The organism is Prevotella sp. oral taxon 306 str. F0472, assembly GCF_000257925.1.
Classification (GTDB): Bacteria; Bacteroidota; Bacteroidia; order Bacteroidales; family Bacteroidaceae; genus Prevotella; species Prevotella vespertina.
The window spans coordinates 151135-167844 of the sequence record NZ_AJIN01000011.1; the positions used below are offsets into that span (position 1 = coordinate 151135).

At 37.5% G+C, this 16710-nt stretch carries 19 protein-coding genes; 13 read left to right on the forward strand and 6 right to left on the reverse strand.

Annotated elements, in window-relative coordinates; genetic code table 11:
• Positions 1-29: 29 nt before the first annotated feature.
• Genes HMPREF9969_RS01670 through ftsY form a run of 4 tightly spaced genes read right to left on the reverse strand, consistent with a single transcriptional unit; the run spans position 30 to position 3881 of the window.
• The gene (locus HMPREF9969_RS01670) at positions 30-1265 is read right to left on the reverse strand and encodes an HU family DNA-binding protein (protein ID WP_009434081.1); all 1236 of its coding nucleotides are present in this window, start codon (positions 1263-1265) and stop codon (positions 30-32) included.
• Entirely contained in the window at positions 1258-1551 is a 294-nt protein-coding gene (locus HMPREF9969_RS01675; protein ID WP_009434090.1) for an HU family DNA-binding protein, read from the reverse strand. Before HMPREF9969_RS01675 ends, HMPREF9969_RS01670 begins: the two co-directional genes overlap by 8 nt.
• A 55-nt stretch (positions 1552-1606) precedes the next feature.
• Positions 1607-2908, reverse strand: a complete 1302-nt coding sequence (rimO, locus tag HMPREF9969_RS01680; RefSeq protein ID WP_036894603.1) for a 30S ribosomal protein S12 methylthiotransferase RimO — start codon at positions 2906-2908, stop codon at positions 1607-1609.
• A gap of 22 nt (positions 2909-2930) precedes the next feature.
• Positions 2931-3881: a signal recognition particle-docking protein FtsY gene (gene ftsY, locus HMPREF9969_RS01685; RefSeq protein ID WP_009434117.1), complete on the reverse strand. Its 951-nt coding sequence runs from the start codon at positions 3879-3881 to the stop codon at positions 2931-2933.
• Positions 3882-4775: 894 nt separating this feature from the next.
• Between ftsY and map the strand changes: the two genes are divergently transcribed.
• From map to HMPREF9969_RS12385, 6 genes are all read left to right on the forward strand, one after another.
• A complete protein-coding gene (gene map, locus HMPREF9969_RS01690; RefSeq protein WP_036894605.1) occupies positions 4776-5639 on the forward strand; it encodes a type I methionyl aminopeptidase in 864 nt (287 codons plus the stop codon).
• 16 nt (positions 5640-5655) lie between these two features.
• A complete protein-coding gene (gene tsaD / locus HMPREF9969_RS01695; RefSeq protein WP_009434061.1) occupies positions 5656-6681 on the forward strand; it encodes a tRNA (adenosine(37)-N6)-threonylcarbamoyltransferase complex transferase subunit TsaD in 1026 nt (341 codons plus the stop codon).
• 31 nt (positions 6682-6712) lie between these two features.
• The gene (locus tag HMPREF9969_RS01700) at positions 6713-7216 is read left to right on the forward strand and encodes a CinA family protein (RefSeq protein WP_009434149.1); all 504 of its coding nucleotides are present in this window, start codon (positions 6713-6715) and stop codon (positions 7214-7216) included.
• 125 nt (positions 7217-7341) lie between these two features.
• Positions 7342-7605, forward strand: coding sequence for a 50S ribosomal protein L28 (rpmB, locus tag HMPREF9969_RS01705; protein WP_009434212.1), 264 nt, complete (start codon positions 7342-7344; stop codon positions 7603-7605).
• 5 nt (positions 7606-7610) lie between these two features.
• Positions 7611-7799 carry a 50S ribosomal protein L33 gene (gene rpmG / locus HMPREF9969_RS01710; RefSeq protein ID WP_004383676.1) on the forward strand — a complete coding sequence of 63 codons (189 nt, stop codon included), beginning with the start codon at positions 7611-7613 and terminating at the stop codon, positions 7797-7799.
• 43 nt (positions 7800-7842) lie between these two features.
• On the forward strand, positions 7843-8001 hold the full coding sequence (locus HMPREF9969_RS12385; protein WP_004383675.1) for a DUF4295 domain-containing protein: 159 nt from the start codon (positions 7843-7845) through the stop codon (positions 7999-8001).
• Positions 8002-8144: 143 nt separating this feature from the next.
• On the opposite strand, the gene HMPREF9969_RS01715 is transcribed toward HMPREF9969_RS12385, so the two are convergent.
• Positions 8145-8366 (reverse strand): hypothetical protein, encoded by a 222-nt coding sequence (locus HMPREF9969_RS01715; RefSeq protein ID WP_009434161.1) that lies wholly within the window; start codon positions 8364-8366, stop codon positions 8145-8147.
• Between the two features lie 205 nt (positions 8367-8571).
• Here HMPREF9969_RS01715 and HMPREF9969_RS01720 point away from each other — a divergent pair, with 205 nt between their 5' ends.
• From HMPREF9969_RS01720 to HMPREF9969_RS01730, 3 genes are read left to right on the forward strand one after another with little or no spacing between them, the layout of a single operon-like run.
• A complete protein-coding gene (locus tag HMPREF9969_RS01720; protein WP_036894664.1) occupies positions 8572-9192 on the forward strand; it encodes a Type 1 glutamine amidotransferase-like domain-containing protein in 621 nt (206 codons plus the stop codon).
• Between the two features lie 57 nt (positions 9193-9249).
• The gene (nth, locus tag HMPREF9969_RS01725) at positions 9250-9897 is read left to right on the forward strand and encodes an endonuclease III (RefSeq protein WP_009434139.1); all 648 of its coding nucleotides are present in this window, start codon (positions 9250-9252) and stop codon (positions 9895-9897) included.
• Positions 9898-9935: 38 nt separating this feature from the next.
• Entirely contained in the window at positions 9936-10646 is a 711-nt protein-coding gene (locus HMPREF9969_RS01730) for a DUF2461 domain-containing protein (RefSeq protein ID WP_009434121.1), read from the forward strand.
• Between the two features lie 87 nt (positions 10647-10733).
• Here HMPREF9969_RS01730 and HMPREF9969_RS01735 read toward each other — a convergent pair whose 3' ends face one another.
• Positions 10734-11282, reverse strand: coding sequence for a glutathione peroxidase (locus HMPREF9969_RS01735; protein WP_009434051.1), 549 nt, complete (start codon positions 11280-11282; stop codon positions 10734-10736).
• 258 nt (positions 11283-11540) lie between these two features.
• On the opposite strand from HMPREF9969_RS01735, the gene HMPREF9969_RS01740 reads away from it, so the two are divergent.
• The 4 genes from HMPREF9969_RS01740 (at position 11541) to HMPREF9969_RS01755 (ending at position 16514) form a co-directional block, all read left to right on the forward strand.
• Positions 11541-12413 (forward strand): hypothetical protein, encoded by an 873-nt coding sequence (locus tag HMPREF9969_RS01740; protein WP_009434130.1) that lies wholly within the window; start codon positions 11541-11543, stop codon positions 12411-12413.
• Positions 12414-12608: 195 nt separating this feature from the next.
• Entirely contained in the window at positions 12609-13580 is a 972-nt protein-coding gene (locus HMPREF9969_RS01745; protein WP_009434221.1) for a transporter, read from the forward strand.
• On the forward strand, positions 13537-14412 hold the full coding sequence (locus tag HMPREF9969_RS01750) for an SGNH/GDSL hydrolase family protein (RefSeq protein ID WP_009434113.1): 876 nt from the start codon (positions 13537-13539) through the stop codon (positions 14410-14412). Before HMPREF9969_RS01745 ends, HMPREF9969_RS01750 begins: the two co-directional genes overlap by 44 nt.
• Positions 14413-14849: 437 nt before the next feature.
• Positions 14850-16514 (forward strand): AMP-binding protein, encoded by a 1665-nt coding sequence (locus tag HMPREF9969_RS01755; protein WP_009434188.1) that lies wholly within the window; start codon positions 14850-14852, stop codon positions 16512-16514.
• The last annotated feature ends 196 nt before the right edge of the window (positions 16515-16710 follow it).

Sequence of the window (16710 nt, forward strand, 5' to 3'; positions counted from 1 at the left end):
TTATATAGTTAAAATTGTATATCTGTGCGTTATTTCTTCCTATATTCTGGTCTTAATTCTACCTTAGGTACTTTCAAAGTATCACCTGCTTCCATAGAATTGCAACCATTAAGCACTTGGAAATAGCCAATCATATCCGCGCCTAAAGTCTTACGACTAATACTTGCCATCGTTTGTCCTTTCCGTAATACAATGACACGATCTACACCAATAATATTATAAGCACCATAACGAATGCGGGCATCATTATTCATTTCGGCATACGAATCGTCTCTTTTTTCTATTTTCTTTATTATAGTGGTATCTTTCTTATTATCTTCCTGAATGACTTTTACACCATTATCGACCTTTTTCTTTGGAGATTCCACTTGCTTTGTGGCAACTTCATTAGTAGATTTCGATAAATTAATACCGCCTGACTTTATCCATAGGAACACTCCTAAGCAAATAATAACAATAACAGCGATAACGGCTACCAATTTCAAGATGCCATTCTCTTTGTTATCGACATAACTTTCTATATCCGAATCTTGTGGCTCTTCTTTCGGAGTCTCTTTGATCTTTTTGACTTCAGTCTTTGGATGTTCAACTATAGTTTCTTCTTGACGGGGCTCATCTTTTTCTAATCTTTCTACCTTTGAATTAGGATTATTAGTTGGTTCTTCTACTATAGCTTCCTCTTTAGAATCTATTTTTTCCGCATTTGATGACTCTCCAACTTCTTCTTTCTTTTCATCCTTTGGATATTCCTCCTCTTCAACAACTTTAGGAATCTCTTTGAGTTGTTCCTCATTCTTTGTTATTGTTTCATCCTTTGGGGCAGACTCTTCTGGAGAAGATATTGTCTTTTCAGGTTCTTCTATTGTTTCTGATTTAACAGAATCTTCCACAATTTCCCTATCATTAGACTCTGTTGGAATCTTTTCCAGTTCTTTTGTATCTACGCCATCATTAATAACAACAGTTTCGAATTGTGAGAAAGGCTTATTTACCAATTCTTTCATTGCGGCATCGGGAGTGAAAGAAATCTTATCATGTCCTTCAATCAAGACACGTTCTCCTGTATTCACATTGACGCTCTCACGTGGTTTAACACGTTGAACCTTGAAAGTTCCTAGACTTTTAATCTTAACTTGATTACCCTTTTTGAGTTCTTCACTGATAATTGCAAAGAAACTATCAATGAATGCAGAGCTATCAGCAGCAGAGAGATTATATTGCTTAGCCAATGCACTAGCAATAATTTGTATAACAGTTCTAGCCATTCTCTGTTCCTCCCTTTCTTACTTGACCTTTGATTGTTGCTGCAGGCTTGAAGTTTAACACCAATTTAGGGGGTACTAACATTCGTAAGCCTGTTGAAGGATTTACCATTACACGCTCTAAACGCTTCTTTACCTCGAACGTTCCAAAGCCAGAAACAGGTACTACATCGCCTGTTTCAAATGATTTTGTCATCTGATCAATAACAGTCTTTACCATTTTCTGACTCTCGTCTTGTGTATGCCCTGTCCTTGATGCTAGTTCTGCTATGAACTCTTTATTATTCATTCAATATATCTTTTTAGAATCCAAAGAAGAAAACTTAAAATTGGATTATAAATCTTTATTCAACAACTTCACCAAATAAATCAAATTCATCAGAATCTGTAACACGAACATTATAGAATTCCCCAATATTCAACAGCTTTTTAGATGCTGGAATCAACACCTCTGGATCCACTTCTGGAGAACAATATTCCGTTCGTCCTATATAATATTCGCCTTCTTTACGATCAACAATCACTTTAAAGACTTTGCCAACCTTCTCCGCTTCTAGTTCTTCTGATATTCCTTGTTGGATTGCCATCAGTTCATCCAATCGTTGTTGCTTCACTTCTTCTGGTACATCATCCTTATAATGTGTGGCACTATAAGTTCCTTCTTCCTCTGAATAAGCAAAAGCTCCCATGCGTTCAAAGCGAGCTTCAGTAACAAACTCTTTTAATTCCTTGAAATCTTCTTCTGTCTCACCAGGGAAACCAACAAGTAATGTTGTACGTAAGTGAATACCAGGTACTCGGCGTCGAATCTCTTGGATAAGATTAATGGTTTCTTGCTTGGTTACATGACGGTGCATGCGAGTAAGCATATTGTCCGAAATATGCTGGAATGCAATATCAAGATACTTACAAACATTATCTTTCTTTGCAATGACATCCAATAAATCAAGTGGGAACTGATTAGGATAAGCGTAATGAAGTCGGATCCATTGCACACCTTCTATATCTGCCATCCGTGATATAAGCTCTGTAATATGGTGCTTTCCATCAAGATCCACCCCATAATAAGTAAGTTCCTGCTCTATAATCTGGAACTCTTTTACCCCTTGTTTAACAAGTTCCTTCACCTCATTCAATATTTCATCTATAGGACGAGAATGATGTTTGCCCGTTATTAAAGGAATTGCGCAATAAGCACAATGACGATCACAGCCCTCCGCTATCTTCACATAAGCATAATGGCGTGGAGTTGTTAGGTGGCGAGTTCCATCACAAGAGGGGATACTTGCCTTTCCTAAATCCGTCAATAACTGCTTATAATTAAACTTACCATAGAATTTATCTACTTCGGGCAATTCTGCTTCCAATTCATCTTTGTAACGTTGTGAGAGACATCCCATAACGTAAAGGCGATTGAGCTGACCATTCTTCTTGCGATTAATAAATTCTAGTATGGTATTTATGCTCTCTTCTTTTGCAGATTCGATAAATCCACAAGTATTAATGACCGCAATTTCACCCTGCGGACGTTCTGCATCGTGTGTACAATGATAACCATTTTCTTCAAACTGCTTCATGATAATCTCAGAATCAACAAGATTCTTTGAGCAGCCCATGGTCACAATATCTATTTGATTTTTTTTCATTCGAATATAGCAAAGCCTATTACTATTTGAATAGACTATCAACAAATTGGGTCTTATCAAAGAGTTGCAAATCTTCCATTCCTTCGCCCAAACCGATATATTTAACAGGAACCTTTAACTGATCACTAATACCTATCACAACGCCTCCCTTAGCCGTTCCGTCTAATTTGGTAATTGCGAGGGATGTTATCTGTGTAACAGCAGCGAACTGACGAGCCTGCTCAAAGGCATTTTGCCCCGTACTTCCATCAAGAACTAGCAAAACTTCATGAGGTGCTTCAGGGACAACCTTCTTCATTACGTCCTTAATCTTCTTTAGCTCATTCATCAAGCCTACTTTATTATGCAATCGCCCAGCTGTATCTATAATCACAACGTCGGCACCGTTTGCCTTTGCGCTCTGCAAAGTATCAAAGGCAACACTTGCAGGATCGGCTCCCATCTGCTGTTTAATAACAGGAACTCCAACGCGGTCGCCCCATATCTGAATCTGTTCTACAGCCGCCGCACGGAATGTATCAGCCGCACCGAGATAAACTTTCTTGCCAGCTTGTTTAAATTGATAAGCAAGTTTACCTATGGTTGTCGTTTTTCCGACACCATTTACTCCAACAACAAGAATAACATACGGATGTGTTTCCTCGGGTAAAGTCCATTCTACCGAATCTCCAGAATTATTTTCTGTCAGTAATTCCGTAATCTCTCCTTTCAGAATTTCATTCAATTCGCTAGTAGAAACGTATTTATCTCTTGCTACACGATCTTCGATTCGATGGATGATTTTAATCGTTGTGTCCACACCAACATCTGAAGAAACTAGAATTTCCTCCAGATTATCTAGTACTTCATCATCCACTTTCGACTTTCCTGCAACGGCACGCGCTAGCTTCGAGAAAACATTTTGCTTTGTCTTCTCAAGTCCTTTATCTAGTGTTTCTTTCTTCTTCTTGCTAAATAATCCAAATAATCCCATACTCAATTAGCTAATTTGATGTTGCAAAGATAATAAAAAAAAGGAGAACAAACAAATTAAATGGATTACTAACAGAGTGAGTAATCTCGATTAAATCGTGTATTGTAGTGTTGTATTTGCCGAAATGGTTAGTAGTTTCTAGCTCAAACGTAATGAGTTGTTCTGTAATAATATATTATCATTTCAGTTGTCTCTATTTGCGTTATTTGGAAACGTGGCTTGATTTCCTCTCAAATATGCAAATTATAGGATTGTTTTTCTATGTCATTATAAGTAAAAGATAATCAGAGAGTTATGGCTTTGATAGTTCTTTTTTATCAGAAAATACTATTGTTTTAAGTAAATTTTACCATCATTTTACTCAAAAATAGCGATGATTTCGATGAAAAATAACCATCGTTTCGATGAAAAAGTACTATCGTTTTACCCAAAAAGTACTATCGTTTTGCCAAAAAGATACCTTCGTTTTTCAAAAATCTAATATCCGAGCTGAATTTTTCTGATTTTATTTGTTTTGTTTTTCTAGATTCGTTGCGTCAATAAGTAGTATTTTGTAAACTTATATGATAGTTTGATGCAAATTGATAGTAGCCATTGATATGCTATTTTCTTAGCACTTATGGACTTGTAAGTCGAATAAACTTTACTAATTGACTATAAGAATCGTGTTAAAATAATAGTTTTTTTATACATCTTATATATTATAAGAGCATAAGCAATAAGCCTTTGTAAGCTCATTCGGAAAGGAAGAAATCGCCTGCGGTTAGTAAGTTAATAGAACAATCGTCTATACATTCTCATGGTTTAATCGATTCCTATCACCTAAAAAGGAACTGATTTATTTTGTTTTATCTTTGAATTATAGTACTTTTGCACCAAATTAATTAGACGGATATGCAATTAAAGAAGAAGAGGTGGCATTGCCTTCCAGGGCAAGAGCCAACCGAAATGGATTTAAAGATAATGGCGTTTGAGAAACAAGGCAAGTTGGTTCCTACTCGCGATATGATAAAGACGCCTGAGCAGATAGAAGGTATCCGCAAGAGTGGAGTAGTGAATACGGGTTGTTTAGATGCCGTTGCAGAGGCCATTCATGTAGGAATGAATACGCAGGAAATAGATGATATTTGTATGCAATATTGCAAAGATCATAACGCCATTCCTGCTTGTTTGAATTATGAAGGTTATCCTAAGAGCGTTTGTACTAGTATAAATGAGGTTGTTTGCCATGGTATTCCAAAGAAGGAGGATATTCTTCAAGAGGGCGATATCATCAATGTTGATATGACAACGATTGTAGATGGCTATTTTGCCGATGCAAGTCGTATGTTTATTGTAGGCGGTAAGACAACTCCAGAGAAGGAACGCTTGGTTCGAGTAGCTAAAGAATGCCTTGAAATTGGTGCAGAAGCCGCAAAACCCTATTCTTTTGTTGGTGATATTGGGCATGCCATTCAAAAACACGCAGAGAAGAATGGTTATGGCGTTGTGCGTGATTTGTGTGGTCATGGCGTTGGAATTGAGTTCCACGAGCAACCGGATGTTGTTCATTATGGGCATAAAGGAACAGGAATGTTGCTAGTTCCTGGTATGGTATTTACCATCGAACCAATGATAAATATGGGTACATGGAAGGTATTTATTGATGCTGATGATCCATATGGTTGGGAAGTGATCACAGGTGATGAGAAACCTTCAGCTCAATGGGAGCATACATTCGTTATGACCGAGCATGGACTGGAGATATTAACTCATTAAAGAAGTTTGCGAAACAATGGAAGATATTTATATATTAGGCATTGAAAGTAGTTGTGACGATACGAGTGCTGCTGTATTGAAGAATGGAATCATTCTCAGTAATGTGACCGCTTCGCAAGAAGTTCATAAGGCTTATGGCGGCGTTGTACCAGAATTAGCCTCAAGAGCACATCAACAAAATGTGGTTCCTGTAGTTGATCAGGCTTTGGCTCGCGCTGGAGTAACGAAAGAACAGCTTTCTGCTGTTGCTTTTACACGTGGTCCGGGTCTTATGGGAAGCCTCTTAGTTGGTGTTAGCTTTGCAAAAGGATTTGCACGTTCCTTGGGGATTCCATTGATTGATGTAAACCATCTGCAAGGACACGTTATGGCGCACTTCATAAAAGAAAGTGAAGATGACAACCATATGCCTCCTTTCCCCTTTATCTGCTTATTGGTTTCTGGTGGAAACTCACAGATTGTTAAGGTGAATGCTTACAACGATATGGAGGTTTTGGGGCAGACTATTGATGATGCGGCTGGTGAAGCGATTGATAAGTGCTCTAAGGTTATGGGATTAGGATACCCTGGTGGTCCTATAATAGATAAGCTCGCTCGTCAAGGTAACCCCTTAGCATATAAGTTTGCAGAACCAAATGTGCCAGGCTTTGATTACTCTTTCTCGGGCTTGAAGACTTCTTTCTTATATAATATGAGGAAGTGGGTTGAAGAAGAACCTAATTTTATAGAGAATCATAAAGAAGATATTGCAGCAAGTCTCGAACATGCCATTGTAGACATCCTAATGAAGAAACTTCGTTTGGCTGTTAAACAAACGGGAATTAAGCATGTAGCAGTAGCAGGTGGTGTGTCGGCTAATAATGGTTTGCGTAATGCTTTCCGTGATCATGCGGAGCGTTATGGGTGGACAATCTATATTCCGAAGTTCAGCTATACAACAGATAATGCTGCAATGATAGCAAGTGTTGGTACATTTAAATATAGAGATAAAGACTTTACTCAGATTGATGTACCAGCATTCAGCAAAGTAACCTTTAAGTAATAACAAATAGAATACCCTATACAATAAGATTATGGATTTTGAAAGTAAGATCATTTCTCGCCAAATCGGCGATATCCTTTATGCATCTGGTTTAACTATTGGTACAGCAGAGAGCTGCACTGGTGGTCGTATTAGCGAAGCAATCATGGCAATCCCTGGTTCTTCTGATTATTATAAAGGTGGCGTTGTCGCCTATACTGATGATGTTAAAGAGAGATTATTACATGTCTCTCACGAAACATTAGAGCAATATACAGCAGTATCAGAAGAAGTTGCTCGTGAAATGGTGTTAGGAACGATTGAAGCTATTGGTGTTGATTTCGCAATTGCCTCAACAGGCTATGCTGGTCCTGGTGGTGGCACGACAGAAGCTCCAGTTGGTACAATCTGGCTTGCTTATGGAAATAAAGATGAAGTAAGAACTTTTAAGCTCACAGAAGACTTTGGACGTGATATTAATCTTGCCATAGCAACCAATAAAGCTATCCGCTTAATGCTTGATTTCCTGAATGATATGGACATAAAGTCCGAATAATACTGCAAAAAAGCTTAAAAACAGTAATTAACTTTGCTAAAGTTTTGCTCATTTGAAATCTTTTTGTAATTTTGCATCCTGTTTGGAATAGGTATCAATTAACGAATCACAAAACAAAGATAGAAATGTCTAAGATTTGTCAAATCACAGGAAAGAAGGCACAGCTAGGTTGTAATGTGTCTCACTCAAAGCACCGTACAAAGAGAAGCTTTGATGTAAACCTCTTCAGCAAGAAGTTCTACTATGTAGAAGAGAGTTGCTGGATTGAGCTGAAGATTAGTGCTGCTGGTCTTCGTCTTATTAACAAGGTAGGTCTTGATGCTGCCCTTAAGCAGGCTGTATCAAAGGGTTATGTTGACTGGAAGGACATTAAGGTAATAGGAGACTAAATATCATGGCAAAGAAAGCTAAAGGAAACAGAGTCCAAGTTATCTTGGAATGTACCGAGATGAAGAATAGCGGTATGGCTGGTACAAGCCGTTACGTGACTACAAAGAATCGTAAGAATACTCCAGAGCGTCTTGAGCTTATGAAGTATAATCCTGTTTTGAAGAAGATGACTCTTCACAAGGAGATTAAGTAAGCACGCACTGAATAGTAAAGTTAATAGTTAAAACGAATAGACTATGGCAAAGAAAGCGGTCGCTACCCTCCATGAAGGTTCTTCGGATGGTCGCGCATATTCAAAGGTAATCAAGATGGTTAAGAGCCCAAAGACGGGTGCTTATATTTTTGATGAGCAGATGGTTCCTAATGAGGACGTCAAAGAATTCTTTAAGAATTAATTCTTATAAAGATATAAATAAAGAAGGTTGTAGATTTATTCTACAACCTTTTTTTGTTTAACCTTATTTACTTCAATAATGAATGAAAAAGTGAGGACTACATAAATAAATGTAGTCCTCACTTCTTATAATTGGTTGTCGTTTTAAATTGACTTGTAACCTTTCGTACTATTGCGAGCAAGCAGATCTTTAAGGTTCAGTTCTTTATTACCATTAGCTTCGTAAGCCTCTCTCATCTCTTCTTCCCCTTCAGCTTCAGCTTCAGAGTGAGTGAATGTAATACTTCTGTTTTTAAGTTCTGCGATTGCCCAAGCTATCAATGCAATAGCAAGTAGTGCAACCAGTCCTATCATTGGAGTTGTCATAATTGATTTGTTTTAATTTTCTAATGCAAAAGTACATTAAGTTTCGGAAAGCACCAAATAATCTATAGCTTTTCAGTAACTTTGCAGCATTAAACCAAAAGGATAGAGATACGATTGGCTTTAAACTAAGAGATCGTATAAAGTCTCAGTTACTTTATGCTGCCAGCTGTATTGACATTGGGATGTACTAAAACATAATATGACAATGAAGAGAATCTTTTTATGTTCATCGTTTGCAGATGTTGCTTCAATCCTATTGGAGTTTGTTCCCACTCCATTGGAGGGTAAGACTATTGCATTTATCCCTACGGCTAGTATTCATGATGTTTACACACAATATGTAGATGATGCCAAAGCTGCTCTCGTTTCTCTTGGGCTTATCATAAAGGACTTAGAGATTACACAATATAGCACGACAGAGATAGAAGAAATCTTAAATGATTGTGATTATATATATGTTTCGGGTGGTAATACCTTCTTCCTCATGCAAGAATTAAGAAGAACTGGCACAGACAAGTTACTAATTGATCAAATAGAGAATGGTAAACTATATATAGGTGAATCAGCAGGAACAATGATACTTGCTTCTAATATAGAATATGCCAAAGATATGGATAATCATCTTGAACAAACACCTGGTTTTACAGACTTTAGTGGGCTCGGGGTCATAGATTTTTATCCTATCGTCCATTACAATAGTTTTCCTTTCGAGGAAGCTACAAAGAAAGTTATTCAAAAGAACAAACATCTATCTTTGAAGATTATAACTAATAAGCAAGCGATTACGATAATAGACGATAAAGTAAGTATAAAAGAGAATAAGTAGAATCGGTAAAGACTTATGGTCTACGCTACAAAATTCTATAAACCATAATATAATAGAATGACAAGAAAAGAAAGATATGATTATGTGTTAAGTTACTTTCGAAAGCATACTGGTCATGTGACAACTGAACTTAACTTTGGCTCTGCGTTTCAGTTGCTTTGTGCTACATTGCTTTCTGCTCAATGTACAGATAAAAGGATTAATGCGATTACACCAGAATTATTCCGACATTATCCAGATGCTAAGACGATGGCTAAGGCAAGTGTTGAGGATGTCTTTGAATATGTTAAGAGTGTTTCTTATCCTAATTCAAAGGCAACGCATTTGGTAGATATGTCAAGGATGTTGGTGGAGAAGTTTAATGGGGAAGTTCCTTCTACTCCAGACGAGCTTACACAGTTACCAGGTGTTGGACGCAAAACTGCCAATGTGATACAAGCTGTTTGGTTTGGAAAACCAACCTTAGCTGTAGATACGCATGTTTATCGTGTTAGTCATCGTTTGGGCTTAGTACCATCAACAGCAAATACTCCACGTAAGGTTGAGGATTATCTGATGAAGAACATCCCAACGGAAGAGGTTTCTGATGCACATCATTGGATATTACTTCATGGGCGTTATGTTTGTAAGAGTGCTAAGGCGGATTGTGGACATTGTCCTTTTGATGAGATATGTCCAAAGTTGATGAAAGATAGCAAGTTGTAAATCATTTATTAGTAGTTAAGGGGGAGAACAAAAAGATTATGAACACAAAGAAGATTATGCACTTTCTGAAGGGAATTGCTGCAAATAACAATCGAGAATGGTTTCAAGAACATAAGGCTGAATATGATGCTGTAAAGGATGATTTTGAAAAAGGTGTAGAGCAGATAATAGCCCAACTATCCACCTTTGATGATGAAGTTGCTCATCTTACAGCGAAAGATTGTACTTATCGTTTCTATCGTGATATACGTTTCTCACCCGATAAGAGTCCATACAAACGTCACTTAGGAGCTTACATCTGTGGACATGGTAGAAAGGCATTGCGTGGTGGTTATTATATCCATCTCCAACCTGGAAACTGTTTAATTGCAGTAGGTTGTTATTGGTTGCCAACGAATATCCTAACATCATGTCGTAATGAAATTATGGCAAATATAGATGAATGGCGAAAAGATGTTGAGAATGACGAATTTATTAGTCTATTTGGACGTCCTAACCAGGGAGAATGGAGTGATGATAAAGTAAGTGAGAAAGGCTTTGGACTAGCAGCTTTAAAGACAGCTCCTAAAGGCTTCCCTAAAGATTATGAGTATTTACACTATTTACGTATGAAAGATTATTGTTGTTGGGTATCCGTTCCTGATGACTTCTTTAATGGTGATAGTTGGCATAAAGAGCTAGAACACATCTGCAAGACAGGTAAACCAATGATGGACTTTATCAATACTGTTGTTGATGATTACGAGTAATTTTATCTATCAATAATCATAAAAAAGAGATATAAGAAAGCATTTACTTACTTATATCTCTTTTTCTTTCTATCTGTCTAAACAGACTTACAATAGTTCTTCTATCTGCTTAGCAATATTCTCAATCTTCTCTGTTGGTTCAAAGCGTGCAACGACTTGTCCTTTCTTATTAATAAGGAACTTAGTGAAATTCCATTTAATATCCGCTTTTTCCTTATAATCAGGATCAGTTTCTGAAAGAATTTTGTCAAGGATAGGGTAGAGTTCATGTGATTCATCCCAACCAGCGAAGCCCTTTTGTTCCTTCAAGAATTTGTAAAGTGGATCAGCATCATCACCATTTACTTTCACCTTCTTGAACCTAGGGAATTCCGTCCCATAATTTAGTTTGCAGAACTCATGAATACTTTCATCAGTACCTGGAGCTTGCTGTCCGAACTGGTTACATGGGAAGTCAAGAACCTCAAAGCCCTTTGCATGGTATTTCTCATAAAGTGCTTCCAGTTGGTCATAGGTTGGTGTGAAGCCGCATTTGGTCGCTGTATTAACAATTAGCAGTACCTCGTTGGCATACTCTTTCAATGATACTTCCTTACCTTTTCTGTCCTTGACAGAGAATTCATAAACTGTTCTCATTTCTTGTTTGTTTTATCTTCTGCTTTTAATAAGAAACTAAATTATTATGTGTTGCAAATGTACTAATTTTATTTGTTTCTCCCTGCATTGTTTAAAAGTTTTTATGCCTAATTCGTTAAAACGTGTCGATATATGTCCAGAAAGGATGATAGGGATTTCCCTATTACCAAATAGTGTATTTACATTAAGATTATTAGTTAATTGCTGTACTTTTGCATCAAACAAGTAACAGAAACTATAATATTAAAAGATAAGCTTATGAAACGAGTTGCGAAATTATTCTTAGCCCTTGCCGTAGTTGCAAGTCCTATGCTTTTTACAAGTTGTGATGACTATGATGATAATGGTTATTACTATTACAACGATTTAGTTAGTAGTGCAGTACGCAATTATCGTTATGACTATCCTAATGGTTCCGACTATTACACAGCTTATAACTGGTTCTATGTTCATTATCCAGAAGCCTATACCAATGAGTTCTATGCTTTCATGGATGCTATAGGCAGTAGCCGTAATGCTTATTGGAACAGCTATAATAACGGCAATTATAACTGGAATAACAATTACAATAACCAGTACAATTCCTCCAATAACCAACTAGTTGCAGAGGCTCAAACACTAACAGGTGAATGGGAAGGCGACATTGTTTATGAGTACACTGATGATAAAAGTCACCAGCGTGTGCGCGATCAATTTACAGCTAACATGAAGTTCTTCCAGTATGACTCTTCTACAAGTTCTTTAAGTGGTAATGGCGTTGAAGTTGATACTAACTCAAAGGGTGAAACACAAACGCTTAACTTCTCATGGTATGTGAACAATGATGGTAGCATTTATATTAAATATACCAAGACAGGTACTATATTCGTATTGGATAAGAATAAAGGAAATGACGGCTTCCACTTAGGTTACGAACAGGGTAAAGGTTATGACACCTTCTTCGGTACAGGTTATAGTACAAATACCACAGACGTTCTCAAACTCGATCTTGCACGTCAGAGACCAGCTTCTGCTAAGGCTAGCACACTCTCTACAAGAGTTGCAAGTCAATACACCTCATTTGGTAAGGCAACTCAGAACGATTTTGCTAAGTTCAAGACAGATGCAGTTAGTCGTCTACACGAGAGATAATAGCAGTAGAATCGCTTTTCTATAGCTTCATATATATTAATTAGAATCCCTCTAACTGAGAAGTTAGAGGGATTCTTTGCTTCAATAAATTGTTATAATTGTTTGATACACTTTCTTTTATGACATTTTTTTTGTACCTTTGCAGCCGTTTGACTTCATTGTTGGAATGGAATCATACGTATGATTGGAAGTGAAATGAAGAAAAGTATTCAATTTTTAAAGGATTGGACCTTACCTGTATCGATAGCCACTGGTGCAGTATTATATCTCCTCTTTGCGTTTATCCCTGCATTGGATAACGCATCGAGCATCCTTGCTCCAGTCTTCAATGCTATCCTTCCCTTATTTATGTTCCTTGTCCTTTATGTTACCTTCTGTAAGGTTGATTACCATAAACTACTTCCCGTGAAGTGGCACTTGTGGGTAGGACTCTTCCAAATAGTTAGCGTAATTGTCATAGTTGGATGGATATTGTACTTCCACGCTACGGATAAAGTTTTAATTCTTTTAGAAGCTATACTCACCTGTATTATAGGACCTTGCGCCTCAGCTGCAGCCGTCGTCACACAGAAAATTGGAGGTGACTTGACAGAGATGGTTACTTACACTTTCATTTCAAATTTCATTTGCGCTATTCTTATTCCAATTTGTTTCCCTTTGATAGAAACGAACATGGGCTTTACCTTTACTGGAGCCTTCTTGCTCATTCTTAATAAAGTGAGTTTAGTGCTAATCGTACCAATGCTATTGGCATATATTACAAAGCACTGGCACTTGTTACGCCCCCTCTATAGATGGATTATTAATGTGAATGATCTAAGTTATTATCTCTGGTGTGCCTCCTTACTGATTGTTTCTGGAACAACCGTTAAGAATATTGTCCATGCTAATGTAAGTGTTTCTTTCCTCTTACTCATAGCTATTTCGAGTTTGGTACTATGTTTGTTACAATTTATAGCAGGGAAATCAATAGGAGCCTTCTTCCATAATGCAGTCAATTCTGGACAAGCTTTAGGTCAGAAGAATACAACCTTTGCCATTTGGATAGCCAACACTTATCTTAATCCGCTCTCTACAGTAGGACCAGGATGTTATATCCTTTGGCAGAACATTATTAACAGCGTTGAAATTTGGCATTACTCAAAGTCAAAGAAACGCACTAATTAAAATATATTTTGTTGTGAAAAGTATTAAGTATTTAATAGCATTTATTTGTTTACTTTCCGTGCAAGTTATGAAAGCACAGAAAGGTATCGTAGACAACACAAACATTGATCAGGCAATGCGAACCAGGATGGATATTCAACCTGACGAAATGCCCAGCCAGTCTATAAGCCAGAAACCAATAGAAGACGTGAGTGAAATGTCTTTAGAAGCGAAGCCCGTTTCTTCCGTTCAGTCAACAATGCATATTGCTAATTCTCGCAATCAAGTTGTTTTGCTAATTGGTGATTCAATGGTCGATGGGTTAGGTGCTCGTTTTAATGATTACGCAGTAAAGAATGGCTTTGAATTTCACTCAGTAGTATGGTATGGTAGTACCACACGTAATTGGGCAAATACACAGGACCTTCAATACCAAATTGAGAAGTTTCGTCCAACCTATGTAATCATAAGTCTTGGAACAAATGATTTGGGCTATTATGACTTTACTAGACGTTCAGAGGCTATCCAAACCATCTTAGATCGTGTTGGTAATATCCCTTACGTATGGGTTGGACCATTATCATGGCGTAAGATAAAGAATAGAAACATTGTAAATGTAATTCGTGAGCGCACTGGTGCTGAACGTTTCTTTGATAGCAGTTCTATTGTTGCCGCTCGTATAGATGGTATTCATCCTACTCGGCAAGGTGCAGCACACTGGGTAGACAAGATAGTAGAATGGATGGGGGAGCCAGAACTTAACGCGAATCCTATAGAGATGGATAAACCCGACTTTACGACAACCTTTCGTCACGATGAGAAGCATGGTATGAGTTATCACGGCAGACGCTAATAAGTTCTCATAACATAAAACTTATTTTATCAATAATAAACAAAGGGACTTCGAAGAGTTCCTTTGTTTTTTGTTTATACTATTTAAAGTAATACTTTAAAAGTACTTATAGTAATAGTATATTTATATTGCTATAAAAACTTGCATATCAATATTATATATTCTTTACTTAACTTATGATTTCTCTTAAATCAGTGGGATTAAAATAAGCGAATTATTCTCTAACTTAAAGTGCGATTGATGTTTAACTTAAAGTACGATTGTCGTTTAACTTGAAGTACGATTGTTGTTTAACTTAAAGTACGATTGACTTACAACAGCGTTGGAATCGTAGTCCCATTACATAATCCCCGATAGCTAACCTTTATTTATGCACATTTTATTTTGTAATGTGCCAATAAGTATGTACCTTTGCGCATATATTGAAGTAATGTGCAATGGAACAGATTTCGAGTTTTAATGAACTAGTAGAGAAGAGTATCATAAAGTTCTGGGACATGGATGCTCTTACAGATTACAAGGGTAAGACCCTTCAGTATCATGATGTTGCCAGAAAGATTGAAAAGCTACATATCATGTTTGAAGCGAGTGGTGTACAGAAAGGCGATAAGATAGCTTTATGTGGACGCAACTCCTCGGCTTGGGCGGCTTCTTTCTTAGCCGTGTTGACCTATGGTGCAGTAGCTGTACCCATCTTGCATGAGTTTATGCCCGAACAAATACATAATATTGTAAACCATTCGGATGCTAAACTTTTATTTGTTGGCGACGTTGTTGTAACCCAGATTGATGCTACAAAGATGCCGAAGCTGGAAGGTATTATTTATATTCCAGATTACTCCTTAGTAGTGAGTCGTACAGAGAAACTAACCTATGCTCGCGAACATCTGAATGAGGAGTTTGGACGCCGTTACCCAAAGTATTTCCGACCAGAACATGTACATTACTATCGTGAGCAAAGCCCCGATGAATTGGCGTTAATTAATTACACAAGTGGTACTACTGGTCGCTCGAAAGGAGTAATGCTTCCTTATCGTTCCTTGTGGAGCAATGCAGACTTTGCTAAACATGTACTTGGAGATGTTGTCAAACCAGGAAGTAATGTTATAAGCATACTCCCAATGGCACACATGTACGGCATGTCCTTTGAGTTCATTTATGAGTTCCTTTCAGGTGTCCATGTATATTACCTTACACGTATACCTTCGCCAGCTATAATCTCTCAAGCATTACAAGAAGTAAAGCCTATCATTATGATAGCTGTACCCCTTGTGATAGAAAAGATTATCCGCAAGAAAGTCTTCCCTAAGATTCAGAACAACAAGATGCGTTTGCTACTGAACATGCCTGTTATAAACAAGAAAGTTCGTGCAAAGATACGTGAGCAGGTTTATCAAGCATTCGGTGGTAATTTGTATGAAATCATCATCGGTGGAGCTGCACTTAATGGAGAGATTGAGAACTTCTTACGCATGATAGAGTTCCCTTATACTGTTGGCTATGGAGCTACAGAATGTGGACCAATCATTTGCTATCGTGATTGGCATACCTTTGCAAAAGGATCGTGCGGGCAGGCTGCACTTCATCAAGAGGTGCGCATAGATAGTCCTGATCCTGCTAATGTAGCTGGTGAGATTCTTACAAAGGGACCTAATGTTCTGTTGGGTTATTATAAGAATGAGGAAGATACTGCACGTACCATTGATAAGGAGGGTTGGTTCCACACAGGAGACCTCGGATTAATGGACGAGGATGGTAATGTATTTATAAAGGGACGTTCCAAGAACTTGTTGCTCGGTAGTAACGGACAGAATATCTATCCTGAAGAGATTGAGGATAAGTTAAACTCCTTGGCACTGGTAAGTGAATGTTTGGTTATTCAGAAGGGCGAGAAACTCATAGCTTTGGTTTATCCAGACTATGACGAAGCTCAGAATCTTGGACTTAATGCGGAGGACATCAAGAATATAATGGAAGAAAACCGCACACAGTTGAATACCATCGTACCAGCTTATTGTAAGGTGGCAGAGATTCGTGTTCAAGAAGAAGAGTTTGAGAAAACCCCGAAGAAGTCTATTAAACGTTATCTCTATACTGAATAAGATAAGTTTAAACATTTATAGCACCTATGGAATTAATGGCATAAGCCTTAGAGTAGGAGTGTGTCAATCATATAAATAAAGGCAAATATCCCTGCCTATTTGTAGAATCATTGATTCATTGAATAGACGAGGATATTTGTCTTTATATGTATTTCTTACCTATTTAAATTTACGTAGAATCACTTCGCTAATTACC

Coding starts and splice junctions, on each gene's coding strand:
- HMPREF9969_RS01670 (WP_009434081.1), bottom strand. CDS start 1,265: ATGGCTAGAACTGTTATACAAATTATTGCTAGTGCATTGGCTAAGCAA.
- HMPREF9969_RS01675 (WP_009434090.1), bottom strand. CDS start 1,551: ATGAATAATAAAGAGTTCATAGCAGAACTAGCATCAAGGACAGGGCAT.
- rimO (WP_036894603.1), bottom strand. CDS start 2,908: ATGAAAAAAAATCAAATAGATATTGTGACCATGGGCTGCTCAAAGAAT.
- ftsY (WP_009434117.1), bottom strand. CDS start 3,881: ATGGGATTATTTGGATTATTTAGCAAGAAGAAGAAAGAAACACTAGAT.
- map (WP_036894605.1), top strand. CDS start 4,776: ATGCAATTAAAGAAGAAGAGGTGGCATTGCCTTCCAGGGCAAGAGCCA.
- tsaD (WP_009434061.1), top strand. CDS start 5,656: ATGGAAGATATTTATATATTAGGCATTGAAAGTAGTTGTGACGATACG.
- HMPREF9969_RS01700 (WP_009434149.1), top strand. CDS start 6,713: ATGGATTTTGAAAGTAAGATCATTTCTCGCCAAATCGGCGATATCCTT.
- rpmB (WP_009434212.1), top strand. CDS start 7,342: ATGTCTAAGATTTGTCAAATCACAGGAAAGAAGGCACAGCTAGGTTGT.
- rpmG (WP_004383676.1), top strand. CDS start 7,611: ATGGCAAAGAAAGCTAAAGGAAACAGAGTCCAAGTTATCTTGGAATGT.
- HMPREF9969_RS12385 (WP_004383675.1), top strand. CDS start 7,843: ATGGCAAAGAAAGCGGTCGCTACCCTCCATGAAGGTTCTTCGGATGGT.
- HMPREF9969_RS01715 (WP_009434161.1), bottom strand. CDS start 8,366: ATGACAACTCCAATGATAGGACTGGTTGCACTACTTGCTATTGCATTG.
- HMPREF9969_RS01720 (WP_036894664.1), top strand. CDS start 8,572: ATGAAGAGAATCTTTTTATGTTCATCGTTTGCAGATGTTGCTTCAATC.
- nth (WP_009434139.1), top strand. CDS start 9,250: ATGACAAGAAAAGAAAGATATGATTATGTGTTAAGTTACTTTCGAAAG.
- HMPREF9969_RS01730 (WP_009434121.1), top strand. CDS start 9,936: ATGAACACAAAGAAGATTATGCACTTTCTGAAGGGAATTGCTGCAAAT.
- HMPREF9969_RS01735 (WP_009434051.1), bottom strand. CDS start 11,282: ATGAGAACAGTTTATGAATTCTCTGTCAAGGACAGAAAAGGTAAGGAA.
- HMPREF9969_RS01740 (WP_009434130.1), top strand. CDS start 11,541: ATGAAACGAGTTGCGAAATTATTCTTAGCCCTTGCCGTAGTTGCAAGT.
- HMPREF9969_RS01745 (WP_009434221.1), top strand. CDS start 12,609: ATGAAGAAAAGTATTCAATTTTTAAAGGATTGGACCTTACCTGTATCG.
- HMPREF9969_RS01755 (WP_009434188.1), top strand. CDS start 14,850: ATGGAACAGATTTCGAGTTTTAATGAACTAGTAGAGAAGAGTATCATA.